This is a genomic window from Thermotoga maritima MSB8 (genome assembly GCF_000008545.1).
Classification (GTDB): domain Bacteria; phylum Thermotogota; class Thermotogae; order Thermotogales; family Thermotogaceae; genus Thermotoga; species Thermotoga maritima.
Genome location: NC_000853.1, coordinates 161,929 through 188,759 on the forward strand (window position 1 = coordinate 161,929; position 26,831 = coordinate 188,759).

At 46.0% G+C, this 26,831-nt stretch carries 24 protein-coding genes; 18 read left to right on the plus strand and 6 right to left on the minus strand.

The annotated features are described in order from the left end of the window. Positions 1–4 precede the first annotated feature (4 nt). On the minus strand, positions 5–1,309 hold the full coding sequence (locus tag TM_RS00755) for an alkaline phosphatase (protein ID WP_004082772.1): 1,305 nt from the start codon (positions 1,307–1,309) through the stop codon (positions 5–7). Positions 1,310–1,401: 92 nt separating this feature from the next. After that, positions 1,402–1,851: a flavin reductase family protein gene (locus tag TM_RS00760; RefSeq protein WP_004082774.1), complete on the minus strand. Its 450-nt coding sequence runs from the start codon at positions 1,849–1,851 to the stop codon at positions 1,402–1,404. Positions 1,852–1,902: 51 nt separating this feature from the next. Here TM_RS00760 and TM_RS00765 point away from each other — a divergent pair, with 51 nt between their 5' ends. Both TM_RS00765 and lgt read left to right on the plus strand, forming a co-directional pair. Further along, complete coding sequence (locus TM_RS00765; RefSeq protein ID WP_004082776.1) at positions 1,903–2,148, plus strand: DUF370 domain-containing protein; 246 nt, start codon at positions 1,903–1,905, stop codon at positions 2,146–2,148. Continuing rightward, positions 2,145–3,026 (plus strand): prolipoprotein diacylglyceryl transferase, encoded by an 882-nt coding sequence (gene lgt, locus TM_RS00770; RefSeq protein WP_004082778.1) that lies wholly within the window; start codon positions 2,145–2,147, stop codon positions 3,024–3,026. Before TM_RS00765 ends, lgt begins: the two co-directional genes overlap by 4 nt. On the opposite strand, the gene rdgB is transcribed toward lgt, so the two are convergent. Then, the gene (gene rdgB / locus TM_RS00775) at positions 2,974–3,564 is read right to left on the minus strand and encodes an RdgB/HAM1 family non-canonical purine NTP pyrophosphatase (RefSeq protein WP_004082779.1); all 591 of its coding nucleotides are present in this window, start codon (positions 3,562–3,564) and stop codon (positions 2,974–2,976) included. The genes lgt and rdgB overlap by 53 nt on opposite strands. 117 nt (positions 3,565–3,681) lie before the next feature. On the opposite strand from rdgB, the gene TM_RS00780 reads away from it, so the two are divergent. The 5 genes from TM_RS00780 to TM_RS00800 are packed head-to-tail and all read left to right on the plus strand — an operon-like array spanning position 3,682 to position 8,944. Then, entirely contained in the window at positions 3,682–4,227 is a 546-nt protein-coding gene (locus TM_RS00780; protein ID WP_004082781.1) for a bifunctional nuclease family protein, read from the plus strand. Next, positions 4,208–5,026 carry a polyprenyl synthetase family protein gene (locus TM_RS00785; protein ID WP_004082783.1) on the plus strand — a complete coding sequence of 273 codons (819 nt, stop codon included), beginning with the start codon at positions 4,208–4,210 and terminating at the stop codon, positions 5,024–5,026. Before TM_RS00780 ends, TM_RS00785 begins: the two co-directional genes overlap by 20 nt. Continuing rightward, complete coding sequence (locus tag TM_RS00790; RefSeq protein ID WP_004082785.1) at positions 5,023–7,338, plus strand: alpha/beta fold hydrolase; 2,316 nt, start codon at positions 5,023–5,025, stop codon at positions 7,336–7,338. The genes TM_RS00785 and TM_RS00790 overlap by 4 nt, the downstream gene beginning before the upstream one ends. Next, entirely contained in the window at positions 7,317–8,153 is an 837-nt protein-coding gene (locus TM_RS00795; protein WP_004082787.1) for a tetratricopeptide repeat protein, read from the plus strand. Before TM_RS00790 ends, TM_RS00795 begins: the two co-directional genes overlap by 22 nt. A 2-nt stretch (positions 8,154–8,155) precedes the next feature. After that, a complete protein-coding gene (locus tag TM_RS00800; protein WP_004082789.1) occupies positions 8,156–8,944 on the plus strand; it encodes a DUF368 domain-containing protein in 789 nt (262 codons plus the stop codon). Here TM_RS00800 and ruvA read toward each other — a convergent pair. The 3 genes from ruvA to TM_RS00815 are packed head-to-tail and all read right to left on the minus strand — an operon-like array spanning position 8,921 to position 11,960. Next, on the minus strand, positions 8,921–9,487 hold the full coding sequence (gene ruvA, locus TM_RS00805) for a Holliday junction branch migration protein RuvA (RefSeq protein WP_004082791.1): 567 nt from the start codon (positions 9,485–9,487) through the stop codon (positions 8,921–8,923). The genes TM_RS00800 and ruvA overlap by 24 nt on opposite strands. Beyond that, positions 9,484–10,776 (minus strand): bifunctional folylpolyglutamate synthase/dihydrofolate synthase, encoded by a 1,293-nt coding sequence (locus tag TM_RS00810; protein WP_010865066.1) that lies wholly within the window; start codon positions 10,774–10,776, stop codon positions 9,484–9,486. The genes ruvA and TM_RS00810 overlap by 4 nt, the downstream gene beginning before the upstream one ends. A gap of 11 nt (positions 10,777–10,787) precedes the next feature. Then, entirely contained in the window at positions 10,788–11,960 is a 1,173-nt protein-coding gene (locus TM_RS00815; protein ID WP_004082794.1) for a phosphopentomutase, read from the minus strand. Between the two features lie 91 nt (positions 11,961–12,051). Between TM_RS00815 and leuS the strand changes: the two genes are divergently transcribed. From leuS to priA, 11 genes are read left to right on the plus strand one after another with little or no spacing between them, the layout of a single operon-like run. Next, a complete protein-coding gene (gene leuS / locus TM_RS00820) occupies positions 12,052–14,526 on the plus strand; it encodes a leucine--tRNA ligase (protein WP_004082796.1) in 2,475 nt (824 codons plus the stop codon). Between the two features lie 9 nt (positions 14,527–14,535). After that, on the plus strand, positions 14,536–15,162 hold the full coding sequence (locus TM_RS00825) for a redox-sensing transcriptional repressor Rex (protein ID WP_004082798.1): 627 nt from the start codon (positions 14,536–14,538) through the stop codon (positions 15,160–15,162). A 1-nt stretch (position 15,163) separates the two neighbouring features. Next, a complete protein-coding gene (locus TM_RS00830; protein ID WP_004082801.1) occupies positions 15,164–15,385 on the plus strand; it encodes a DUF4911 domain-containing protein in 222 nt (73 codons plus the stop codon). Next, entirely contained in the window at positions 15,382–15,837 is a 456-nt protein-coding gene (locus TM_RS00835) for a YqeG family HAD IIIA-type phosphatase (protein ID WP_004082803.1), read from the plus strand. Before TM_RS00830 ends, TM_RS00835 begins: the two co-directional genes overlap by 4 nt. Continuing rightward, positions 15,834–17,048, plus strand: a complete 1,215-nt coding sequence (locus tag TM_RS00840; protein ID WP_004082805.1) for an adenosylhomocysteinase — start codon at positions 15,834–15,836, stop codon at positions 17,046–17,048. Before TM_RS00835 ends, TM_RS00840 begins: the two co-directional genes overlap by 4 nt. Then, complete coding sequence (rgy, locus tag TM_RS00845) at positions 17,045–20,353, plus strand: reverse gyrase (RefSeq protein ID WP_227738432.1); 3,309 nt, start codon at positions 17,045–17,047, stop codon at positions 20,351–20,353. The genes TM_RS00840 and rgy overlap by 4 nt, the downstream gene beginning before the upstream one ends. After that, on the plus strand, positions 20,353–22,533 hold the full coding sequence (locus TM_RS00850) for a sodium-translocating pyrophosphatase (protein ID WP_004082809.1): 2,181 nt from the start codon (positions 20,353–20,355) through the stop codon (positions 22,531–22,533). Before rgy ends, TM_RS00850 begins: the two co-directional genes overlap by 1 nt. A gap of 58 nt (positions 22,534–22,591) precedes the next feature. Then, complete coding sequence (locus tag TM_RS00855) at positions 22,592–22,858, plus strand: acyl carrier protein (protein ID WP_004082810.1); 267 nt, start codon at positions 22,592–22,594, stop codon at positions 22,856–22,858. After that, complete coding sequence (locus TM_RS00860) at positions 22,839–23,720, plus strand: damage-control phosphatase ARMT1 family protein (RefSeq protein ID WP_004082811.1); 882 nt, start codon at positions 22,839–22,841, stop codon at positions 23,718–23,720. Before TM_RS00855 ends, TM_RS00860 begins: the two co-directional genes overlap by 20 nt. Before the next feature lie 24 nt (positions 23,721–23,744). Next, a complete protein-coding gene (locus TM_RS00865; protein WP_004082812.1) occupies positions 23,745–24,596 on the plus strand; it encodes a YitT family protein in 852 nt (283 codons plus the stop codon). A gap of 1 nt (position 24,597) precedes the next feature. Further along, positions 24,598–26,808, plus strand: coding sequence for a replication restart helicase PriA (priA, locus tag TM_RS00870; RefSeq protein WP_004082813.1), 2,211 nt, complete (start codon positions 24,598–24,600; stop codon positions 26,806–26,808). Positions 26,809–26,831: the final 23 nt, after the last annotated feature.

Here is a 26,831-nt window from a genome sequence, read left to right on the forward strand (position 1 = left end):
CCCCTCATTTCGTTACGGGTTCTTTCAGAAGTGGATACTGAAGAGAGTACCCTGTGAGTTTCATTATGATCCTTGGAATCTCGGTGTTGTCGAGAAATCCGGTGAAGTTTTCGGCACCCGGACCAAAAGCGAAGATGGGAACGGGAGTTCCTGAATGTGTTGTGGTGGTCCACCCAACGCTAACCTTTTCTCCCAGGATCCTTCCAAGTTCGATCTTTGGATTTTTGGACATGGAAATCCTGTTCAGATCCTCATCAGAAAGAGTCAAACCGAAATACTCTTCGATGGCCTTTTTGAATTTCTCCCGATCTTTTGGCGAGTAATTTGCCATGATCCAGTCCGTTGTTTTTTTGAAGTTTCTGATTTTGTCCACATCTACTCTGTAGTCGCCCGAAGAAAGCCCTAATCCACCCGTTTCGTGGTCGGCAGTTACGATGACGAGGGTGTCTCCCCTCTTGAGGGCGAAATCGAGCGCCACCTGAACGGCTTTGTCGAATTCCACGACTTCTTTCCAGACCCCGTAGATGTCGTTATCGTGGGCTTCCCAGTCTATCTGGGAGCCTTCCACCATGAGGAAGAAGGGTTCATCATCTTTCGACAGTATCTCGAGCGCTTTTTCCACCATTTCATAGAGCATCGGCTGCTCCTTTCTGCTACTTGCAGGATCCAGGTGACTTGGTGCAAAGAGAGCGAGTATTTTATCTGAATCCGCGGAGATTTTTGAGAGTTCCTCTCTGGTTTTCACGTATATATACCCTTTTTCTTTTGCAAGTTCAATCAAGTTGAGGTTGTCATCTCGTTTTCCACCGAGATCCTTGGGAAGAAAGTTTGCCCAACCTCCCCCCATCACCACATCGACTGTTTCATTCTCAACGAGTTGTCTTGCTATTTCGTTCTCTTCATCTCTACTTTTAACGTGTGCGTAGAAAGCAGCCGGCGTCGCATGTGTTACTCTGCAGGTAACAACGATACCCGTTCGAACTCCGTAGGTCTTTGCCACTTCGAAGATAGTGGGTACCACCGTTCCATCGGGGAGAATGTTGATCATACCGTTGTTCGTTTTGAACCCCGATGCCAGCGCTGTGCCCGCTGCTGCGGAATCAGTCACCCAGCTGTTTGCGGAGTGTGTCTTCACAAGTCCGATGTAAGGAGTCTTCATGAACGAGAGGGGTCTTCCTTCGAGCATGCTGGTGAGATAGACTTGAGAAAGACCCATACCGTCTCCAATGAGGTAGATAACGTTCTTCACCTGAGAAAAAGCGAGCGCGACCAGCAGGGAAATCAGTATCAGTGTAAAAAGCCTTTTCATCCTCGATCACCTCCCGCCTCCAGTGTACGGGGACTTTTTTCGAGCTGTTTTAAGAAACGTGAAAAAATAAAGGCAGGGGCGAGCCCTGCCTTTCACAACAGTTCGTGTTCTCCGAATATGAGAGGAGGCTCATCTTTCAGTACTTTCTGCCTTCGCACAGTTCCGATGTAGACGATGTGATCCCCCGCTTCAAACTGTCCAGTCTTGTCGCACTCAATGTAAGCGATTGTTCCTTCTGGAATGGGAAGGTTCCCTTCGCTCATCGTGTAGGGATATTTTTTGAATTTGTCTGTGTTTCTGCCAGAAACAGTTCCGAAGTATTCAGCTATTTCTTTTGCGTCTTTTCCGAGAATGCACACAGCAAAGGAATCTGTCCTGTCCATGAGTTCTCTTGTGTATCTGGTTTTTCCTATCGAAACGGCCACCATGGGAGGTTGCCAGGAAACTCTCGTCACCCACGCTACAGTGATCCCGTTGAGTTTCCCTTCCACGTTCACGGTTACTATAGCGGTCGAGGTGTAAAGTTTTCCCAGAGCATCCATTATTTCACCCCCCTAAAAAATGGTATCATACTCACTGTGGGGGGTGGAAAAGTGAGTTTTGTTTCCTTTGGAAGAAAGGTGTTTCTTCCAAGAGAAAGAGTGATAGCCGTTATGCCTATCAGTACTTCTGTGGAAAAGAGGCTCAAGAACGTGGATTTTTACGCGAACAAAATAATAAACGCGACGTTTGGAAAACAAGCAAGAACCGCGGTAGTTATGGATAGTGGACATGTTGTACTCATTCCTACCAGATACAAAATAGCACTGAGAGTTATCTGGGGGCGGAGAAGAAAATGAAGAAAATCCTCGCTTTTCTCTTAATTGCTGCTGGATCGACGCTTTTCTTCGTTTTTCTGTTTATTTTTCTATCAAAAGTTTTCAGTGGAGAAATTCTGCTCAGCAGGTACATATTTCGAATCGGAGGCTTTGAACTCAGATGGTATTCCACTTTGATTCTCATGGGCTTTTTGATCAGCTACTTTGTGGCAAGAAAGAGAGCGAAGAATGAAGGCATAAACTTGGAAGAATTCGATGAGCTCATTTTCTACGGAGTGATAGCCGGTATTGTTGGAGCGCGCCTTTATTATGTCTTGTTCAATTTGAAGTATTACAGAAGTTTGTGGGATGCTTTGAAGATCTGGGAAGGAGGACTTGCCATACATGGAGCTGTGATTGGTGCTCTTCTCACAGGCTTCTTGTATGTTCGATTGAAAAAGCCTTCCTTCACTTTTTTGCAAGCAACAGACTTGTTCACCTCCGTATTGCCGCTGGGGCAGGCGATAGGAAGATGGGGAAACTTCTTCAACTACGAGGCATTCGGTGTTCCCACGAACCTTCCGTGGAAAATGTTCGTGCCAGAGCCCTACAGACCCGTTGTGTACAAAGATTATTCCTTCTTTCATCCTACGTTTCTTTATGAGTCCATATGGGATCTGCTGGTGTTTTTCATGTTGAGTGTTTATTTCAAAAGGTACAGGAAAAGGCACGGCGAAGTAACGTGCCTCTATTTTGTCCTCTACTCACTTGGAAGAATCGTGATAGAGAGATTGAGGGTCGATAGCCTCATGATTGGAAACATAAAAGCTGCTCAGCTGCTGAGTGCCGTGCTGATTCTCCTGGGATTCACCGGTTTTCTGATTCTAAGATCTTCTCAAGAACCGAAAAGAGCTTTCTGAAGGCCTTTGATCTGTGACTGATTTTTTCTTTGAGATGAGGAATTTCGCCGAAGGTCTTATCGTATCCATCCGGTATGAAGAACGGATCGTATCCGAAACCGCCTGTCCCTCTTATTTCGTTGGCTATTCGGCCTTCTACTCTGTCTTCAACAGAAATAAGGGTGTTTTCCACAGGATCGAAAAAGGTAGCACTGCACACGAAAGCAGCTCTTCTATCTTTTCCTTCAAGCATCTTCAGTATGGTTCTCATCTTCTCTTTGTAGGAATGTTCCTCCATGAACCGGGCAGACATGACACCGGGGAATCCTCCCAGGGAATAGATGACCAGTCCGGAATCGTCCGCCATCACAGGATGTTTGAGTTTTTTCCCGTAGACCACGGCCTTTTTCACGGAGTTTTCCAGAAACGTTTCACCGTCCTCGACTACTTCGATTTTTTCGGGAGAGGGCAGAATCTCCATCCATTCTGGAGCGATCATCTTTATTTCTTCAACTTTGTGCGGATTCGTCGTTGCAAGGTAGACGGTCAGTTTTTTCATGTTCTCTTCCCCCTTTCAAATAGGATTCTACAGGAACTGGTTGGTTCCTTTTTCGTATTGAAATTTAGTTGTAAAATAAAGTCTGGTGCGGAGTGTTTCAGAAAGGAGGGAACTGTCTTGAGGAAGGCATGGGTGAAGACTCTGGCGCTCGATAGAGTGAGTAACACGCCAGTAGTTATTCTCGGCATTGAAGGTACAAATAGAGTGCTTCCCATCTGGATAGGAGCGTGTGAAGGGCATGCTCTGGCCCTCGCGATGGAGAAGATGGAGTTTCCACGCCCTCTGACTCACGATCTCCTTTTGAGTGTTCTTGAATCTCTTGAAGCACGCGTGGATAAGGTGATCATTCACTCTTTGAAGGATAACACCTTCTACGCAACCCTCGTGATAAGAGATCTCACGTACACGGACGAGGAAGATGAAGAGGCTGCTTTGATAGATATCGATTCCAGACCTTCCGATGCGATCATACTCGCTGTGAAGACCGGGGCACCCATTTTCGTATCGGACAATCTGGTGGAGAAACACTCTATCGAGTTGGAAGTAAACGAAACACAGGACGAGGAAGAGGAATTCAAGAAGTTCGTTGAAAATCTGAACATAGATACGTTCAAACAGATGATAGAAAAGAAGAGGGAAGAAGATGAAGAAGGAGAAAGTTGAAGAAAGAATACGCGAGATTTTGAGGCCTGGATGGGATCTTCTCACAGAAGAAGCCATGCTGTACTCCGCGACGGTTGGAGGAAAGAGGATCCGTCCTCTCCTCGTCTTGACACTGGGTGAGGATTTGGGAGTGGAAGAGGAAAAACTTCTCGATGTGGCGGTGGCCGTTGAACTCTTTCACACGGCTTCTCTGATACACGATGATCTTCCCCCAATAGATAACGCGGATTTTCGAAGAGGGAAGCCTTCTTGTCACAGGACCTATGGTGAAGATATCGCCCTTCTTGCGGGAGATGGTCTGTTCTTCCTCGCTTTTTCTCAGATATCTAAAATCGGAAATTCAAAGATTTTTGAAGAGTTTTCGGAAACGGCCTACAAACTTCTTTTGGGGGAAGCGATGGATGTGGAATTCGAAAGAAGAAAGATGGAAGTCTCGCAGGAGATGGTGGAGAGAATGTACGCTTTCAAAACGGGAGCGCTATTTGCTTTCTGTTTCTCAGCTCCATTTATCCTGAAAGGAAAGGATCACACCAAGATGAAACTCCTCGGAGAGAAGTTCGGGGTGGCTTTCCAGATATACGACGATCTGAAAGACATTCTTGGGTCTTTCGAAAAGGTGGGAAAGGACCTCGGAAAAGACACAGAAAAAGTGACGCTTGTGAAAAAGGTGGGGATTCAGAAAGCTCGTGAGATGGCCGATAAGTATTATGAAGAAGTTTTGAAAGGTATCGAATCAGAAGGTCTCTTTCGCACGCTGTTTCTTCTGAAAGAACTCAAACAGATGGTGGAGGAGAGATGAGTTTTTTAAAAAAACTCCTAGAAATTGTTTTGAAAAGGAAGATTCTGTTTTTTACCCTGGTGTTTATAAGCATAACGGTGTTTTTCCTTCTGATCTTTTTTCAAAAAGAAGGCTCCTTGAAGATTGGAAAAGAAGGAGCGGAATCTGGTTTTATCAATTTGAGGGTGGAGATACCACCTGGAGCTTTTGGAAAACAAAAGGTTTTGAAAATCACGAGGCTTTCCGATGAAGAAAGAAAGCTTTATCCGGATGTGTTCGTGGGAGATCTTTACAGGGTGGAATTTGCGGACGGCGTAGATGAGTTTGCTCTGAAACCGATACGTCTCAAATACTATTTCGACGCCAAATACCTCAGAGGGGAGAATTACAACAATCTCACCTTTGCGTACGCGACAGAGGATGGTGGATACCGTATCATTCCCGGATCGATGATAGGAAAGGACGAAAGAGGATATTATGTGGAGGCCTTCACGTACCATCTTTCCGTTTTTGGAGTGGTTTTGAGATCGGCCGGTTTTCAAAAACATGGGATAAGGCTTCTGAGGGAAGCTGTGAACAGCTCCGGGCCAGCTGTTCTTCTGGTACCTGGAGAAGATCCTACCTTTGAAGGTGTCGTTAAGGACAACAACATATGGGAGACGATTTTCCCCGACAGAACGATCATGACGTACGAATACGCCCTTTATGAACCGCGTTCCCTGGCTTACAGTGAGATGTACAGAAGCTTCATAGAAAAAGAAGGAAGAAGAAGCTTCATTGACTTCGAATCGGATTTTCTCTCCCAAGAGATCTTGAAATATTCACAGTACGAGTTCGACATCCTTGCACATGGAACGGGTGGACTGATCGTCTTGAGGATGCTGCAACGTCATCCTGAGGTGAACAACGTCAGAAAAGTCGTTCTTCTTTCAACGCCGGTTCAGGGTACCAACGTGGTGAATCCCCTCTACTTCTCTTCTATCTTCTACGGCAAAGACCCAGAGGTGTTGGAAGACATATTCGGAATAGAGTGGACGAAGCTGAAGATGTTGACATTGCACATCAGAAATCTCATAGACACCCTGGGTGAGGTGGTGCAGGAAATCCTTCCGGATTCTCAACTTGTGAAAGAACTCGGGGGGTTTTCAAGAAACGATGTGGAAATAGTATCCATCTGTGGAGACACCCCACCTTACGGTGTTGATGTGTCCGGAACGGAACTTGAGAGGTTCTATCCGGAGTTCGTAAAAGGAAGGGGAGATGGTTTCGTTTCCATTCAGTCCTGTCGGGTGGGTAAAGTTGAGCAGTTGAGCGGGAATTTTTACGATCTCTATTCCCGTGAGGAGAACGTAGCCTACATAAGAGAACTTTTGAAGTACGAGGTTCAGGTGTTTTCCGGTTTCAGGAGCGATGATTACGAGGAATACCTTCCATCGAAAAACCCGGAGCTCTCTGAGGAAAGTGCTCAGAAGGTTGTTGAAGTTAAAGAGACGGAAGGTACTGAATTTCCCGTGCTACCAGTTAACATTCTCTTTGAAAACTTTTTAGAACGGATCCGATCTCTGGAGCTTTCTTCCTATCTGTCTGGAGCCCTGGTGGGTAAGGAAGTCTACATCGCTACCGAGTCGGGAGTTTTTGCCTGGGACAAGAAGGTTCTCGACAAGAAAATAGAGTTTTTTAAAAAGATAGAAGATTACGCGTCGTTCGTAGGTGAAGGCGACATTTTCATAATAGACAACATAGGAATAAAGAAATACGCACCCTTTCCTCTTGTCGGTGACATCAGTGACGCTCTAATAACAAGGAACGCGATTATCTATGCCAGGGTGGTTCCGGGTGGTGTGAGGTACTATCTTTTCAGGAATGGAGCGGAAAAACTTATCGCTACCTCTCCCGGTACAACGGTTCGAATGAAATCAGAGAATGGAAACTACCTTCTCATAACGGATGGAGAGGTTGTTGCAATAGGTTCAGATTTCAAAGAAAAAGGAAGAGTGTTAAGTTCTCTGTTCGGAGAGAAGGTGAAGATAGTAGATGCTTCTTTCAAGGACGATGCATTCTATATTTTGCTCAACGATGGATCTATTGCCTTCGTTTCCAGCAGCAGATCGGAAACAAAAAATTACGGTCTCGCTGTTCCAAAAAAGGTCCTGAACTTTCAGGGCAGGATACTGGTTGTTTACGATGGCGTCATTCTGGATCTTTCTGCTGGAAAAGCTCAGCGGTTCGACAGGGGAATTATCGATGTGTTCCCGGGAAATGAGAGTCTTTTCATTGTGTTCGATGAGAAGGTGAGAGTATCGGTAGAAGAGTGGTGGTTGTCAAAGGACTGATTTTGATTTTCATCTTGCTTTCTCTGGTTTCTGTTGCCAACGATCTCTATTCTAGCGCTTTGAGTGCATACCTCGAAGGTGACTACAGAAGGGCACTCGAACTTTTTGAGAATGCGCTTCGAGAGGATCCAACCATTGAAGAAAGAGACCCCCTTGTGAAACTGAAAATGGGAATCTGTGCTTACGCAATAGGTGACTACGAGAAAGCCCGTGCTTACCTTTCGAATTTTCCGGATAACGTAGTGGCACAAGAAATTCTGAAAAGATTGAGTGTCCCGGAAGAGGTCTGGAAAAAGTATATAGAAACCGAGAAGGCAGGTTCTGAATCAAAAAAGGTTGAAGCTACAAAGAGTATCCCTTTCTGGCTGCCGATGGTTGTTTCTGCTGCCACCTTCTTATCAGTTTTCTTTCTTCAAAGGTTCTTGATGAAGCGCCTGGCGATACGCTCTGAGAAGAAATCCAGTATTGCCGAAGAAACTCCAGAAGTTGTTGAGGAACTGCCAGAGGGTACCGTCGAAGAGATTCCCGAGGAGAAACCAAGTGAAACCTTTGCGGAAAAACTCGATTTTCTGGAAGAGCTCCTCGGTAAAGTTCAGGAATCTAATCGTGAAGAATATGTAGATGTCGATGAGGTGAAAAACAGAGCCAGAGAAATTCTCGAAAATTCAGAGGAGATACCAGATGATCTCACGGCAGAAGAAGTGAACCTTGATGTGGAAGAGGTCATCAAAGAGTTGGAAGAGAAAGAAGCGTACGATGAAGAGGATGCAAGGAAGCTAGTTCTTGTGGCCAAGAATAAACTCAGGGAGGAATGAAGGTGTGGTTCTTCTTTTCAGGTGTTCTTATGGGAATAGCGAACGTGGTACCGGGTGTCAGCGGTGGGACAATCGCCGTTCTCATGGGTGTCTATGAGAAACTGATAGAATCCGTGAATTCTTTTTTTCATGGAAATTCGAGATCTCTGAAGGTGCTGATACCTGTGGGAGCTGGTGTTTTGGTGGGAGTATTTGGTATAGCACGCTTCTTAGAAATCTTTCTTTCGAAGTATCCAGTTCCGACACATTTCTTTTTTTTGGGACTCATCATCGTTAGCTTTGTAAAAACAAAGGAATATTTCTCGATCAAACCTGTGAACATATTTTTTGTCTTGCTTGGGATGTTTTTGATTTTTATGTTGCATTTTTCAGGTGAAACAACTGCGAAGGAGAGTATGTTCCTTCTTGTTCTGGGAGGTTTTGTAGCGGCTACGGCCATGGTAGTGCCCGGTATCAGTGGTTCGCTGATCCTTCTGATTTTCGGTGTTTACGATCACGTTCTTTATCTGGTTTCGCACCTGATAATTGGTGAACTTTTGATATTCTCCATCGGAGTTGTCGCCGGAATTCTTGTCTCCGTAAAGATCATGAACTTTCTTTTGAAAAGATTCCGGGAGGAAACTTACAGTTTCATCGGTGGGATGATTCTCGCGTCTCTCTACGAGGTTCTTCCGAAAAAGATGAATACAAACGTCGTTCTGCCATCTGTCTTGAGTCTTGTACTCTCACTAACTCTTGGATTCTTTCTGCTTTACATTGAAAAGAAACTATCTGTGACTCAGAAACTTTAAAGCTTCTTTTATCAACTCGGATGTTTTCATTCCCTCTCTGTACACCTGTTTCACCGCTTCTCTTGCCTGTTTCTCCGGGTATCCCAGTGATACCAGGGCTTCTAAGGATTCATGATAGATTCTCATGTCTTTTATTCCAGCACTTTCGAATTCATCTTTCAGTTCCATCACGATCCGTTCCGCTGTTTTCTTACTGATGCCGGGAAGTTTTGAAAGGCCTTCCACGTCCTGAGAGGCGATCATTGCTACCAGTGTTTCCGCATCTTCGTTCGAGATGATCTTCAGGGCCGTTTTTGGCCCAAGCCTGGAAACCTTTGTGAGAGAAAGGAAGAGTTCCTTCTTCATTTCGTTTGAAAACCCGTAGAGGGTGATGCCATCCTGTGAAACGCTCAAAAATGTGTGAAGAAAACATTCCCCGCCTTCTTTCACTTCCTCACTGGTTTGAACGTCGCAGACGATTTCGAAGACGACACCGGATTTTGTTTCTACGAGAAGAACGTTTCCACTCTTTTTCAAAACCCTTCCAGAGATTCCCGCTATCATAGTTTCCACTCCTCATTTATCTTTCCGGTTGTCAGGAACTCCCTTACGTATCCCACTAGAAACAGTGATCCTGTAACAACCGTGGCTCTTTCAGTAGATTCGATCGCTTCCAGGGGATCTTCTATGACTTCCACGTTTTTGAAGAATTTCTTTGCCATGTCAACAAGGCTGTTCATGTCTTTCATACGAGGTGAAGGAACACGGGTGACTATGACCCTTTCGAAGATTCCGGTGTACTTTCGAAGAATGTCCTCCCGGTTCTTGTCGTCCAGAATACCTATTACCAGGCTCAAGGGTTCGCCGTTGAAGTACAATTTCAAGCTTCTGACAAGGCTTTCCGCTCCGTGAGGGTTGTGCGCTCCATCGAGGATGTACATCTTCCCGTTTTTCTCTAAGATTTCAAATCTTCCCAGATTCTTCGCATTTTTCAAGCCTTCGCGTATTGCTTTCTCGCTCAACGGAAGTCCTGTTGCTTCAAGAGTCTTCAGGGCAACACCGGCGTTTTCTATCTGGTGAGGACCGTTCATGGTCAGGACGAGATCTTCGAAGGTGTTTTCCCCACAGTAATCGAATCTGTTTTCGTGAAGTTTCAGAGATTTAACCTTAACGGAAAAATCCTTGTCGATGACGTACATCCTTGAGCTCTTCTTTCGGGCAACATCTTCCATCACTTTGAGGGCTTCTCTTTTTCTTTCCCCTGTCACAAGGGGAACTCTTTCTTTTATTATTCCGGATTTTTCCCATGCGATCTGTTCTATGGTGTATCCCAACGTTTTTTCGTGATCTCTGTCCACCGTGACAATGGTGGAACAAAGAGGGAACACCACGTTCGTTGCGTCCAGTCTGCCTCCAAGACCAACTTCCAGGACGGCAATGTCAACGTTTTTTTCCGCGAAATAGAGAAAAGCCATCGCCGTTACAACTTCAAAAAAGCTTGGGGAGAATATTTCTTCTTTGTCGAGCTCGTTCAGAATCGGCTCCATTGTTTCGTAGATCTTCACCACGTCCTCTTCGGATATGTACTCTTCGTTTAACCTTATCCTTTCTCTGAACGTGCTCAGATGAGGGGAGTAATATGATCCCACTCTGTACCCTTGAGATACCAGAATGTTACTGACCATGTTTGCAACAGAACCCTTTCCGTTCGTGCCACCTATGTGTATGGTTTTGTATTCCAGATGGGGATTTCCCAGCTTTGAAAGTAGCATTGAGATCCTCTCAAGACCTGGTTTCACCTTTCCCATAGGTCTTTTGTGGTAGAGATACCTGAGAACTTCGAGGTATGCCATGGTCTCATCTTTCACTCCCATATGAGGTTTTTGAAGGAGGTTCCGTTTTCAAGTGGGGGAACTCCGAAGATATCGGCGATGGTTTGGCCCAGGTCGGCAAAGGTTTCCCTGATGCCAACGTAAACGTCTTTTTTCAGTCTTCCTCCGTATCCAAGGAGGGGGACCATTTCCCGGGAGTGATCCGTTGAGGGAGTTGTGGGATCACATCCGTGATCTGCAGTGATGAAAAGAACGTCGTCCTCATTCAGATTATGCATGATCTCGGGTAATCTCGCGTCGAACTCCTCGAGGGCTTTGGCATAAGAAACGGGGTCGTTTCTGTGGCCGTATTTGGTGTCAAAATCCACAAGATTTGTGAAGATCAGACAGTCATGATTTTTCTCCTTCATGAGTGAGATCGTTTTGTCTATTCCATCGTTGTTGTCCTTCGTCTTGTAATTTTCCGTCACGCCCCTTCCGGCGAATATATCTGCGATCTTGCCAACACCGTAAACGGGTATTCCATTCTCTGTGAGGACATCGAGAAGTGTTTTACCTTCCGGTTCGAGCGAGAAGTCTTTCCTTTCGGGTGTTCGAACGTAGTTGGGCCACTCTCCCGTGAAGGGTCTTGCGATGACTCTGGCAACTTTGTATCCCATTTCGTTCAGAAGTTCCCTGGCGATTTCGCAGTACCTGTAAAGTTCCTCCAGGGGAACGATTTCTTTCTTTGCCGCTATCTGAAACACACTGTCCGCTGATGTGTACACGATCAGAGCACCGGTCTTCTCGTGGATCGGACCGAGTTCTTTTATGATTTCCGTACCGGATGCAGGTTTGTTACCTATGACTTTCCTCCCCGTTCTTCTCTCGAACTCTTCTATCAGTTCCTTGGGAAAGCCTTCCGGAAACAGATCGAACGGCTTCTTGAGGATGACACCCGCTATTTCCCAGTGTCCAGTCGTCGTGTCTTTACCGGGGCTTTTCTCCATCATTTTCCCGTAGATGCCTTCTGCGGGTTTCACAGGTTCAACCCCCGGTATGTCGTCGAGATTGCCGAGCCCCAGCTTTGCCATGTTTGGAAGGTGCAACCCACTTACCGCTTTTGCGGTGTTCACAATGGTGTTGCTCCCTTCATCGCCGTACAGATGAGCGTCGGGCATCTCACCTATTCCCACGCTGTCCAGGACTATCAGTACCACCCTCATCCTTCCAGCTCCTTTCCGAAAAATTCTATCACAAATGGCTGAAAAATCTGATATTATTAACTTTGAGAAGGAAATATCAGGAGGTGTAGACATGAAGGAATACAGACCACAGGAAATAGAGAAAAAATGGCAGGAAGTATGGGAAGAAAAGAAGGTCTTCTATACACCTCAGAGGTCTGAGAAACCCAAGTATTATGCCCTCGTGATGTTTCCGTATCCCTCTGGAACTCTCCACGTAGGGCACGTGAAAAACTACGTCATAGGTGACATAGTTGCAAGATACAAGAGGATGAGAGGATACAACGTCCTTCACCCGTTCGGATACGACGCATTCGGACTTCCCGCCGAGAACGCCGCGATCGAAAAGGGAATTCATCCTGAAGAGTGGACAAGGAAGAACATTGCCACCATTCGGCAGCAGGTGAAAAAACTCGGTATAAGCTACGACTGGAGCAGAGAAATAGCGACCTGCGACGAGGAGTACTACAAGTGGACCCAGTGGATATTTCTCCAGCTCTACAAGAATGGTTTGGCCTACAAGAAAAAGGCGGCTGTCAACTGGTGCCCCAAGTGTAAAACTGTTCTTGCGAACGAGCAGGTGAAAGACGGAAAATGTGAAAGATGTGGAACGAGCGTCACCATAAGGCACCTCGAACAGTGGTTTTTCAAGATCACGGATTACGCGGAAAGACTGCTGAACGACCTGGACAAGCTCACAGGATGGCCGGAGCACGTCAAGACCATGCAGAGAAACTGGATAGGAAAGAGCACCGGTGCGGAAATAGATTTTCCTGTCGAAGGATCGGATACAAAGATCAGGGTCTTCACAACCAGGCCCGACACACTCTGGGGTGTCACTTTCATGGCTCTTGCACCGGAGTCTCCCCTTGTTGAAGAGCTCGTTCCTGAGGAGAAGAAAGAAGAGCTTCAGGAATTCCTTGAACGTGTAAAGCAGCAGGATAGATTCAGAAGAACCTCTGTCGAAGCCGAGAAAGAAGGGTTCTTCCTGGGAAGGTACGCCATAAACCCCGTGACCGGCGAGAGGATACCGATCTACGTGGCAAACTACATCCTCATGGAGTATGGAACGGGTGCCATCATGGGAGTTCCTGCCCACGATCAGAGGGACTTCTCCTTCGCTAAAAAATACGGAATTCCGATAAAGGTTGTGATTAAACCAGCAGACAAAGATCTCGATCCGGAGAAGATGGAAGAAGCCTACGAAGGCGAGGGTATCATGGTGAACTCCGGACCGTTCGATGGAACACCGAGCAGCGAAGGAATAGAAAAAGTCATAAATTGGCTCGAGGAAAAAGGCATTGGAAAGAGGTCGGTCCAGTACAAGTTGAGAGACTGGCTCATATCGAGGCAGAGATACTGGGGCGCTCCAATCCCCATCATCTACTGTGAAAAATGCGGTGTTGTACCCGTTCCAGAAGAGGACCTTCCCGTGAGACTTCCAAAAGACGTGGAATTCCTTCCAACGGGTCAATCTCCTCTTTCTTTCCACGAAGGTTTCAAGAAGACAAAGTGCCCCGTCTGTGGCGGAGAAGCCCAGAGAGAAACGGACACCATGGACACTTTCGTTGATTCTTCCTGGTACTTCCTCAGATACGTGAATCCTCACCTGGAGGATAAGCCGTTCGAGCCTGATGACGTGAACTACTGGTTACCGGTGGATCAGTACATTGGAGGAGTGGAACACGCCGTACTGCATTTGCTGTACTCCAGATTCGTAACCAAGGTACTGCACGATCTGGGTTATCTCAATTTCGACGAACCATTCACCAACCTTTTCACACAGGGAATGATTTACAAAGACGGTGCCAAGATGTCCAAGTCGAAGGGGAACGTGGTGTCCCCGGATGAGATGATAGAGAAATACGGTGCGGATACCTTGAGAATGTACATACTCTTCATGGCACCTCCAGAGAAAGACGCCGAATGGAGTGACGCCGGTATCGAAGGTGTTCACAGATTCGTCAAAAGGCTCTGGAACACTTTCTACACGGTTCTTCCGTTTGTGAAAGAAGAAAACACGGAGAATCTTGTGTTGAAAAACTCCACAGAAAAGGAACTCAGAAGAAAGCTTCACAGTATTATCAAGAAGATAACGGAGGATATAGAAGGTGGATTCAAGTTCAACACCGCTATAAGTGGTCTGATGGAACTCGTGAACCACCTGAGCCAGTACTTGAACAGTGTACCGCAGGAGGAATGGAACAGGAAACTCCTGCGAGAGATAGTAGAGAAACTCACACTCGCTCTTTCACCTTTCGCACCGCACCTTGCAGAGGAGTTCTGGCACGATCTCGGAAACGATAGTCTTGTTGTCCAGCAGTCCTGGCCTTCCTACGATCCAAAAGCGCTCGAAGTGGAGGAAGTCGAAATCGCCATCCAGATAAATGGAAAGGTGAGAGACAAAGTGGTTGTGCCTGTGGATATCTCTGAAGAGGATCTGAAGAGGATCGTCCTCGAAAGAGAAAGGGTCAAGGAATACGTCGATGGCAAACCAATAAGGAAATTCATTTACGTGAAGGGAAGAATCGTAAATATCGTGGTATGAGGTGATAGAATGGCGGAAAAGATACCGAAGCCCGTTTCAAAAAGGTTGGTAAGTTACTACATGTGCCTTGAAAGGCTCCTCGATGAGGGTGTAGAGGTGGTATCCTCGGAAGAGCTCGCAAGAAGGCTCGATCTCAAAGCGAGTCAGATAAGAAAGGATCTGTCATATTTTGGAGAGTTTGGAAAGCGCGGGGTTGGTTACAACGTGGAACATCTTTACGATGCGATTGGCGAGATCCTCGGTGTAAAGAAAGAGTGGAAACTGGTCGTTGTGGGAGCTGGAAACATAGGAAGAGCAGTTGCGAACTACACAGTGATGAAGGAAAAGGGTTTCAGGATAATAGGAATTTTCGATAGCGATCCGTCAAAGATAGGAAAAGAAGCAGCTCCTGGCCTTACTGTGAGTGATGTGAGTGAACTCGAAAAATTTGTTGAAGAGCACGGTGTCGAAATAGGAGTGATAGCCGTTCCCGCTGAACACGCTCAGGAGATAGCTGAAAGATTGGAAAAAGCAGGCATCAAGGGGATTCTGAATTTCGCCCCCGTGAAGATAAAGGTATCTGTCCCGGTAGAGAACATAGACATAACCGCTTCTTTGAGAGTTCTTACCTTCGAGATTGTGAGGAGGAATTCTTGATATGGAATACGATGTTTACGTGAGGGTTTCAAAAGAGGATGTTCACCTTCTGAACTACCTTCTTGAGGTGGAAGAGCATATGTTCAACATCAGAAAATACGAAGATGGAGTTTTGAAAATTATCACTCCTTTTCCTGAGGAGGCTATAAAGCTCCTTGAAGGATGTAAAGAGATGGTGGATCTTGAAATCCTCGAGGTAAAGGAGAATCCCGGCGAGGCATGAAAGTCGAAAGAGTTGAAAGGGTCGAAGACATAGACTTCGAAGGTCTTTTGAAAGAAGGCTACACCTGTTTCTTTTTTGACTTCGATAACACTCTTGTTCCGTGGAAAGAGAGCAAACTTGAAGAGAGTAAGAGAAGGTTGTTAATCGAACTGGCAAAAAAAGCTCGTGTGGTAGTTGTTTCTAATGGAAAACCAAGAAAGGTCGATCTTCCAGTCATGTTCATCTGGAGGGCGGGGAAGCCTTTCAGTCTGAAGCTTTGGAGATTCCTGAAAAAGGAAAAAATCGATCCAAAGCGCTGTGTGATGATAGGAGATCAGATTTTTACAGATGTGCTCACTGGTAAGATTTTCGGATTTCGTGTGATAAAAGTAGAACCGATCAGTGCGAAAGAATTCTTTGGTACGAAGATTCTGAGGTTCTTCGAAAAAATACTGGAGGGAAAAGTACGATGAACACAGGTGAAATGAAGATAAACTGGGTTTCCAGATACATGCCCCTTCTGAACAAAATCGCCGAGGAGTATTCGAGAGAAAAGCCGCTGTCTGGTTTCACCGTTGGAATGAGCATACACCTTGAAGCAAAAACGGCCTATCTCGCGATTACTCTGTCAAAGCTTGGAGCGAAAGTGGTGATCACAGGAAGCAACCCACTTTCAACACAGGATGATGTGGCGGAAGCGCTCAGATCAAAGGGAATAACCGTTTATGCGAGAAGAACACACGACGAGAGCATCTACCGGGAAAATCTCATGAAAGTTCTCGATGAAAGGCCAGACTTCATAATAGACGACGGAGGAGATCTCACGGTGATTTCTCACACCGAAAGAGAAGAGGTTCTCGAAAATCTCAAAGGGGTATCCGAAGAAACCACGACGGGTGTTAGACGTTTAAAGGCATTGGAAGAGACAGGAAAATTGAGGGTGCCCGTTATCGCTGTGAATGATTCCAAGATGAAGTATCTCTTCGATAACAGATACGGGACGGGTCAGTCCACATGGGACGCCATCATGAGAAACACGAACCTTCTCGTTGCTGGAAAAAACGTTGTGGTGGCGGGATACGGTTGGTGTGGACGAGGGATCGCTCTCCGTGCAGCGGGACTAGGAGCCAGGGTGATCGTGACAGAAGTTGATCCTGTAAAGGCCGTCGAAGCGATCATGGACGGGTTCACAGTTATGCCTATGAAGGAGGCCGTGAAGATTGCCGACTTTGTGATAACGGCCTCAGGAAACACCGACGTTCTCTCAAAGGAAGATATCCTTTCACTCAAAGACGGGGCAGTTCTGGCAAACGCTGGGCATTTCAATGTGGAGATTCCGGTGAGGGTACTGGAAGAAATTGCGGTTGAAAAGTTCGAAGCACGGCCGAACGTGACAGGATACACTCTGGAGAACGGTAAAACAGTCTTTCTTCTTGCGGAGGGAAGGCTGGTCAACCTGGCAGCGGGAGATGGCCACCCAGTAGAAATAATGGATCTGTCCTTTGCACTTCAGATCTTCGCCGTGCTTTATCTTCTTGAAAATCACAGAAAGATGTCACCGAAGGTTTACATGCTCCCAGATGAAATAGACGAAAGAGTGGCCAGGATGAAACTGGATTCTCTGGGAGTAAAGATAGATGAGCTGACAGAGAAACAGAGGAGGTATCTGAGAAGTTGGCAGTGAATTCCAAATACCATCATTCCTGTATCAACTGTGGGGGATTGAACACCGATGAAAGAAACGAAAGGGGACTTCCTTGTGAAGTTTGTCTTCCCGAAGATTCCCCTTCTGACATTTATAGGGCCCTTCTTGAAAGAAAGACTCTGAAGGAGTATCGCTTCTATCATGAATTCTGGAACGAGTACGAAGATTTCAGGAGTTTCTTCAAGAAAAAATTCGGGAAGGATTTGACGGGTTATCAAAGGTTGTGGGCAAAGAGGATCGTTCAGGGAAAGAGTTTCACAATGGTTGCACCAACCGGTGTGGGGAAAACAACTTTTGGGATGATGACGGCCCTGTGGCTGGCAAGGAAAGGAAAAAAATCCGCTCTCGTTTTCCCAACGGTTACTCTGGTGAAGCAAACTCTCGAAAGGCTTCAAAAGCTTGCCGATGAAAAGGTGAAAATCTTCGGTTTTTATTCCTCAATGAAAAAAGAAGAAAAAGAAAAGTTCGAGAAAAGCTTTGAAGAAGACGATTACCATATCCTGGTTTTCTCCACTCAGTTCGTTTCGAAAAACAGAGAAAAGCTTTCCCAAAAAAGATTTGACTTTGTTTTCGTGGACGATGTGGATGCTGTTCTCAAGGCCTCCCGGAACATAGACACTTTGCTCATGATGGTTGGAATACCGGAAGAGATCATAAGAAAGGCTTTCTCGACTATAAAGCAGGGAAAGATTTACGAAAGGCCAAAGAACCTGAAGCCAGGTATTCTTGTGGTTTCTTCTGCCACCGCCAAACCGCGTGGTATAAGGCCCCTTCTCTTCAGAGACCTCCTCAATTTCACCGTCGGAAGGCTGGTTTCGGTAGCAAGAAACATCACCCATGTCAGGATCTCCTCCAGATCGAAAGAAAAACTGGTAGAGCTGCTGGAGATTTTCAGAGATGGGATATTGATCTTCGCACAAACTGAAGAGGAGGGTAAAGAGCTTTATGAGTACTTGAAAAGATTCAAATTCAATGTGGGAGAGACCTGGTCCGAATTTGAGAAGAATTTCGAAGATTTCAAAGTGGGAAAGATCAACATTCTGATAGGTGTTCAGGCGTACTACGGAAAACTGACGAGAGGTGTCGATCTTCCCGAAAGAATAAAATACGTGATCTTCTGGGGAACTCCTTCCATGAGATTTTCACTGGAACTCGACAAAGCACCGAGGTTTGTTCTTGCCAGGGTTTTAAAGGAAATGGGTTTGATAAAAGCTCAGGAGAACCCAGATGTCGAGGAGCTCAGAAAGATAGCGAAAGAGCATTTAACTCAAAAAGAATTCGTTGAGAAAGTGAAAGAAATGTTCAGAGGAGTGGTTGTTAAAGATGAAGACCTGGAGCTGATCATCCCAGATGTTTACACCTACATACAAGCGTCTGGGAGATCCTCCAGAATACTGAACGGTGTGCTGGTCAAGGGTGTTTCTGTGATCTTCGAAGAAGACGAGGAGATTTTCGAATCGCTGAAAACAAGACTCCTTCTCATCGCAGAAGAAGAAATAATAGAAGAGGCCGAAGCGAACTGGAAAGAATTGGTTCACGAGGTAGAGGAAAGCAGGAGAAGAAGCGAAAGGGAACTGACCGACACGTCAAGATCCCTTCTGATCATCGTGGAGTCTCCGACCAAAGCAGAAACACTCTCCAGATTCCTTGGAAGGGCTTCTTCTCGGAAAGAGAGAAACATAATTGTCCATGAAGCGGTGACAGGCGAGGGAGTGATACTCTTCACCGCGACGAGGGGACACGTCTACGATCTTGTTACAAAGGGAGGAATTCACGGAGTAGAGGAAGAAAATGGAAAATTCGTTCCCGTGTACAACTCTCTGAAAAGATGCAGAGATTGTGGATACCAGTTCACGGAGGATAGGGATGAGTGTCCTGTATGTTCTTCGAAAAACATAGATGATAAGACAGAAACGCTCAGAGCTCTAAGAGAGATTTCACTGGAGGCAGATGAAATCCTTGTGGCAACAGACCCGGATGTTGAAGGAGAGAAAATATCCTGGGATGTGACTCAGTATCTTCTTCCGTCCACCAGATCTTTGAGGAGAATAGAAATGCACGAAATCACAAGGTACGGTTTCAAAAAGGCAAGGGAAAGCGTCCGGTTCGTTGATTTCAATCTGGTGAAGGCACAGATCGTGAGGAGAGTGCAGGACAGGTGGATAGGGTTTGAACTCAGTGGAAAACTGCAGAAAAGATTTGGAAGATCGAATCTCTCGGCAGGCCGGGTGCAATCCACCGTTCTGGGATGGATAGTAGAGAGAGAAGAAGAATACAAAAAGAGCGAAAAAGATTTCACTCTCCTTGTTCTGGAAAACGGTGTGAATCTGGAAGTCGAAGGGAAAATCGCAGACGATGTGGTAACCGTTGTGGAACTACAGGAAGCCGAAGAAGAAAAAAATCCGCTACCACCATACACAACATCTTCGGCACTATCAGAGATTTCACAAAAATTGCGGCTCGGTGTTCAAGAAGTGATGGACATCCTTCAAGATCTTTTTGAAAAAGGTTTCATCACCTATCACAGAACGGATTCAACAAGAATTTCTCTTGAGGGTCAGAACGTCGCGCGAACCTACCTCAGGAAGATAGGAAAAGAGGATATATTCATGGGAAGAAGCTGGTCAACAGAAGGCGCTCACGAGGCGATAAGGCCCGTGAAGCCTATAGATGCCAGGGAACTTGAGGAGATGATCGAAGAAGGTTTGATAGCCGATCTCACCAAGAAACATTTGAGAGTTTATGAACTCATCTTCAACCGCTTTCTTGCCAGTCAATCCGCGGCTGTGAAGGTGAAAAAACAGATCGTGACAGTCGATGTGGATGGTAAGCGGATGGGAATAGAACAGATAGTCGAGATTTTGAGAGACGGCTGGAATCTCTTCGTGCCGTTAACAGTTTCTCCAAGATTTGAACACAGAACCTACAAGATAAAAGAAAAAAAGTTTTACAAAAAACACACCGTTCCTCTCTTCACTCAGGCTTCTATTGTGGAAGAAATGAAGAAAAGAGGTATTGGAAGACCTTCTACTTATGCAAAAATAGTAGAGGTACTTTTCAGAAGAGGCTATGTGTACGAAGACAAATACAAGAGAGTTCGACCAACCAGATTTGGTGTGATGGTCTATTCCTATCTGAAAGAGCGTTATGAGAAATACGTCACAGAAGAGACCACACGAAGATTAGAGGAGATCATGGATAAGGTGGAAAGGGGAGAGGAAGATTATCAAGCAACTCTGAGGCTTTTATATGAAGAAATAAAATCTCTCATGGAGGAGGGGTAATGTATGTGGCTGCTCTTTTCTTTTTAATTCCGCTTGTTGCACTCGGTTTTGCTGCCGCAAACTTCGCAGCCGTCGTCAGAAAACCAGAGGGGACCGAGCGGATGAAAGAGATTTCCTCCTACATCAGAAGTGGAGCAGATTCCTTCCTTGCACACGAAACAAAAGCTATTTTCAAAGTTGCCATCGTCATAGCGATACTCCTCATGATTTTCACAACCTGGCAGACGGGTGTGGCGTTTCTCCTGGGAGCCGTTATGAGTGCATCTGCTGGTATCGTGGGAATGAAGATGGCCACCAGGGCAAACGTCAGGGTGGCGGAGGCTGCAAGAACCACAAAGAAGATAGGTCCCGCTTTGAAAGTGGCGTATCAAGGCGGAAGCGTTATGGGTCTTTCCGTTGGTGGATTCGCTCTGCTTGGACTCGTCCTGGTGTATCTGATTTTCGGAAAGTGGATGGGACAGGTGGACAATCTGAACATATACACGAACTGGCTTGGAATAAACTTTGTTCCTTTTGCGATGACCGTTTCTGGATACGCCCTTGGATGTTCAATCATTGCCATGTTCGATAGGGTCGGTGGAGGAGTTTACACGAAGGCCGCTGATATGGCAGCCGACCTCGTTGGGAAAACCGAATTGAACCTCCCGGAAGACGATCCCAGGAATCCGGCAACGATCGCAGACAATGTGGGAGACAACGTGGGAGACGTTGCGGGGCTCGGAGCGGACCTTTTGGAGAGCTTTGTTGGAGCGATAGTTTCTTCCATAATCCTCGCTTCTTACATGTTCCCAATCTACGTTCAGAAGATAGGTGAGAATCTGGTACATCAGGTACCGAAGGAGACGATACAGGCGCTCATCAGCTATCCTATCTTCTTTGCTCTTGTTGGTCTTGGCTGTTCGATGCTTGGAATACTCTATGTGATCGTAAAGAAGCCATCTGATAATCCTCAAAGAGAACTCAACATCAGCCTCTGGACATCCGCGCTGCTCACAGTTGTCCTCACAGCCTTTCTGACGTATTTCTATCTGAAAGATCTTCAGGGACTCGATGTAGTCGGATTCCGATTTGGAGCCATCTCACCCTGGTTCTCAGCGATCATAGGCATCTTCTCAGGGATTCTCATAGGATTCTGGGCCGAGTACTACACGAGCTATCGCTACAAACCGACCCAGTTTCTGAGTAAATCTTCTATCGAAGGAACCGGAATGGTCATTTCGAACGGACTTTCGCTTGGTATGAAGAGCGTGTTTCCTCCCACTCTAACACTTGTTCTTGGTATTCTTTTTGCTGATTATTTTGCGGGTCTCTACGGTGTGGCGATTGCCGCGCTTGGAATGCTTTCGTTCGTTGCAACATCCGTTTCTGTTGACAGCTACGGTCCCATTGCGGACAACGCGGGCGGAATAAGCGAAATGTGTGAACTGGATCCCGAAGTCAGGAAGATCACGGATCACCTCGACGCGGTCGGTAACACCACCGCAGCCATAGGAAAAGGATTCGCTATAGGATCCGCTATCTTTGCAGCGCTTTCGCTCTTTGCGTCTTACATGTTCTCCCAGATCAGTCCTTCTGATATTGGGAAGCCTCCTTCACTCGTGCTTCTTCTGAACATGCTCGATGCGAGGGTCATAGCAGGCGCCCTCCTTGGTGCAGCCATCACATATTACTTCAGTGGATATCTTATTTCGGCAGTTACCAAGGCAGCTATGAAGATGGTGGATGAGATCAGAAGACAGGCTCGAGAGATCCCAGGACTGCTGGAAGGTAAGGCCAAGCCTGACTACAACAGGTGTATTGAGATCACAAGCGACAACGCTCTGAAGCAGATGGGTTATCCTGCGTTCATAGCGATTCTCACACCGCTTGTGACTGGTTTTCTCCTCGGAGCGGAGTTTGTTGGAGGAGTGTTGATAGGAACGGTCCTCAGTGGTGCGATGCTCGCAATTCTGACGGCCAATTCTGGAGGAGCCTGGGACAACGCGAAGAAGTACCTGGAAGCGGGTAATTTGGAAGGGTACGGAAAAGGTTCCGAGCCGCACAAAGCGCTGGTTATAGGAGACACGGTTGGAGATCCTCTCAAGGACACCGTTGGACCTTCTCTTGACATTCTCATAAAGATCATGTCGGTGGTCTCGGTGATAGCTGTCTCCATATTCAAACACGTTCACCTGTTCTGATAAACGGGGGCTTCGGCCCCCTTTAAAATTGTGATAGGATTTCATGGGGGGACTTCACGTGGAAAGAAAAAAGCTCATTGCGAAATTTGTCGAAATCGCGTCAGAGAAAATGGGAAAAGATCTTGAAACGGTTGATGAGGAAAACACGTTCAAAGAGCTCGGATTCGATTCGATAGACGTGATAGATCTTGTGATGTTCTTCGAGGATGAATTTGCCTTGAGAATAGAAGATGAGGAAATATCGAAAATCCGGAAGGTTAAGGATTTGATCGATATCGTAATCAAGAAGCTGGAGGAGATCGACGATGAGGTATCTGAGGGCTGACGAAAGGTGTCTGATCTGCAGTCTCAGACAGGCGGAGAATCTTCTGAAGAAAACCATCACTTCTCCCGAAAAGAGATGGGTGATCTTCAGAGAAGTTTTCAGGATTATGAGTGAGATGAAGTGGGGTATGAAGCCTCTCGAAGTTAACGGAGAGGTTCACAGGTTCATAATGGAGTACATAAAGGAAGAAGATCCTTTCAAAGAGGAGAAAAGAAGATCGAACGATATGGCCATAAAACTCGTTGAAATGTTCAGGCCAGAAATTTTGAACTCTCCTGACCCTGTGTATTCCGCCGCAAAGCTCGCTGTTTCTGGGAATCTGATAGATCTCGGGATACCGGGATGGAGTGTTGATGAAATCTTTGAAAAACTGCACGAGGTTTACGAAAGGCCGTTCGACAGAGAAGACTTCGAGAAATTCAGGAATGTGTTGATGAACGCTTCCACTCTGTTCTATGTGGCTGACAACGCAGGAGAAATCGTGTTTGACAAGTTCTTCATAGAAGTCCTGAAGATGGAGAATCCATCGCTGGAGGTAGTTGTGGCGGTTCGTGGCAAACCCATTATCAACGATGCAACCATCGAGGACGCAAAGTACATCGGTCTGGAAGAGATCGCCACTGTTATTAGCTCTGGAGTGGACGAACCTGGTGTCATGCTTGACAAAGCAAGTGAGGAGTTCAGAAAGGCATTCTTTGAGTTCGATGTTGTGATCTCCAAAGGCCAGGGAAACTTCGAAGGTCTCTACGAAGAGGAGAAAAAGAATCTCTTCTTCCTCCTGACAGCAAAGTGTGATTTCGTTGCCGAGGTACTGAACGTTCCTTTGGGTGGTAAGGTCTTCATCTCTTCTTCCTCCCTCTGATTTCTCTCGTGGAGGTGAAAGAAGTTGATAGAAAAAATCAAAGAGTACGTGCTGAGTACTCTTGGAACGTTGATCACTGCCGTTGGACTCGTTGTTTTCCTCATACCGAACGATATAGCGGCTGGTGGAGTGAGTGGACTTTCGATAATACTTCACAGTTTCGTACCGATCCCCGTTGGTGTGTGGATGTACATACTCAACGGTTTGCTCTTTTTGATAGCTTTCTTGACGATAGGTTTCGATTTCAGCGCGAAGACTATTTATTGCACTTTTGTTTTTAACTTCTTCGTGGATCTTTTCGACCGCATTATTCCCCTTCCAAAGTACACCGGTGATGATCTGTTTCTTGCCGTGTTTTTTGGAACCATCCTCACGGCTTCCGGACTTGCCATAACTTTCTCCCAGAACGCTTCCACAGGGGGAACGGATATTCTGGCCAGGATTCTGAACAAGTACTTCTGGATATCTATGGGAACGGGGCTGCTCATGGTGGATGTCGCGATAGCGGTGCTTGCAGGACTTGTTTTCAGTGCCAGAACAGGTATGTACGCACTTCTTGGAGTTATTTTGAACGGTATAATGGTGGATTTCATGATGAGAGGTATCGAACAGTCGAGTGAGGTGATCATTATCTCTGAAAAATGCGATGATATAAAAGACTTTGTGCTGAACGTTCTTCAAAGAGGGGCTACTTACATTCCCGCAAAGGGAGCTTACACCGGCAAAGAAAGGAAGATACTTCTGGTGGTGGTGAGGAGAAGGGAATTGAACGAACTGATCAGGTTCATAAAGAAGGCTGATCCAAAAGCCTTCGTCATAATCAAGGAAGTGAGACAGGCCCTTGGAGAAGGGTTCAAAGAACTGGAGGAGTTGTGAGATGTACTACAAGGTGGCTGTCTCCGGTTCGGGAAAAGTGCTGAATGTTTTCTCTTCGGAAGAGCTTTTGATAGGAGAAAGAGTGTGGTTGAACTGGCGAAACGGAAAAGTCAAGGGTTACGTACTGGAACGATCGCTTTCCCACGAAAACGAAGCAACGCCCAGTGAAAGGGACGGTAAAAGTTTTCTAAGCGAAGGACACGTGGAAATAGCAAAATGGGTGTCTGAAAGGTTTTTCTCACCCTTAGGAATGGTTTTCGATCTGTTTTTCCCACAGGGTATCGACGATTACAAAGAGGAAGTGGTTGTTTCGGAAAGCCCGTTTTTGGATTTCGACAGGATGACTCTGCGCGATTTTCTTGAAAATTTCGGGGAAAAAGCTCTGAAAGAAATGGTGAAAAAAGGCCTGGTGAGGGTGGAGAAAAATTTCTATGTGAAAGAGCCAAGACCTCGTGTGAAAAAGCGATTGTTTCTGAAGAAGAGAATAAGTGAAATTATTCGAGAACATCTAACTGTGAAGCAGAGAATGGTGGTGGAATACCTTCAATTCAACGATGGGGTCCCTCTTGAGGAGCTGCTGGAGGATCTGGAGGTTTCAAAGAGTGTGATTGAAACTCTTCAAAGGAAGAATATAGTAGAAATAGTGAGTGGTGACGTTTTTCCAAAAAAGAGAAGGATCCTTCGCGGTGATTTCAAAGGAAATATCTCGAAGGAAAATCTTTTTTTTGGTCCTACTGGAAGTGGAAAAACCGAGGCTTTGTTCGAGTTGATCGATGTGTATTCGAGGAAAGGAACTGTGCTTTTCCTCGTACCGGAAGTTTCCGTCCTCACCCACACGCTTTCACGTCTGAAGGGAGCCTTCCCGGACTTGAAAATAGGGATTTATCACAGCTACCTTTCCAGAGCGAGGAAAAATCTGGAGTGGTACAAAGCGGCTAGTGGAAAAATCGATGTGCTTTTGGGAACACGCAGTGCTGTTTTTGTTCCAGTTAAGAATCTTTCTCTCTTGATAGTCGACGAAGAACACGATGAGAGTTTTTATCAACACACTCGACCTTCTTACGATGCCATCGTGGTTGCAAGGAAAATCTCTGAAGTTTTCGATGTTCCCATAATTCTGTCTTCTGCAACACCGGATTTGTGGACCTACAGAGAGGCAAAAGAGGGTCGCATCAGGACGTTCAATTTTACGAGAAGGTTCGGGAGTTTGTCTGTGGAAGTTGTCGATATGCGAAATGAAGAGAAGATAGGAAGTTTTGCGAAAAAGACCCTTGACAGAATAGAGGAGACCCTCGAGGAAGGCAAGAGAGTTCTCATCTACGTAAGGAGAAAAGGTTTCTGGGGCCGCGTCCAGTGTGAAGTGTGTGGGTACGTGCTCAAATGTGAAAATTGTGATGTGTCTCTGGTGTACCATTCAGATACGCATTCCTTGAAATGTCATCAATGTGGGCGTGAGTACGGATTGGTTGAATCCTGTCCTCGCTGTGGAGGGCGTCTCGTCGGAAGAACAGCGGGAACAGAAAGAGTGGAAAGGGAACTGAAAAGGTACTTTCCGACTCGCAGGATAGCGAGAGTCGATAGAGAGGTTGTCGATAATATCATGGAGCTGGAAAGTTACATAGACAAATTGATCAGAGGCGAGATAGATATACTCGTTGGAACCAGGTTGATCACAAAGAGTCTCAGTGTACCCGAAATAGGTCTCGTATGTATCATGGATGTGGATTCTTTAATCTTCAACCCTGATTATTCGTCTTCGCTTCGTACGTTTCAGTTGGTCGTTCAGGCACTTGGGAGAGCATCAAGAGGAGATCAGGGGAAGGCGATTATCCAGACTTACAACCCGGAGGACACGATCATCAGAAAAGCTCTGGAAGAAGATGTGAACGGTTTTTATGCCGAAGAACTCGAAAGAAGAAAAGCCCTTGGTTATCCTCCATATCGTCACCTCATTCAGGTTGCTGTGAAGTCTAAGAATCCGGAAGTTGGAAAGAATTCTCTGACTTCTCTAAAAGAATTTCTGAAAGGCGAGGAGGTTCTTGGACCCGTCGAGCACTGGGTTTTCAAACTGAGAGGATTCTACAGGCACCATCTCATTGTGAAAACAGAAGACTTGGAGAGAGTACTTCCGAAACTGGAAAAAGCGTTGAGAATACTGGGAATCGATGCGATTGTTCGGGTCGATCCACCCACGCTCGAGGTATCAGATTAATCTTGATGTTACTTTATCGTATC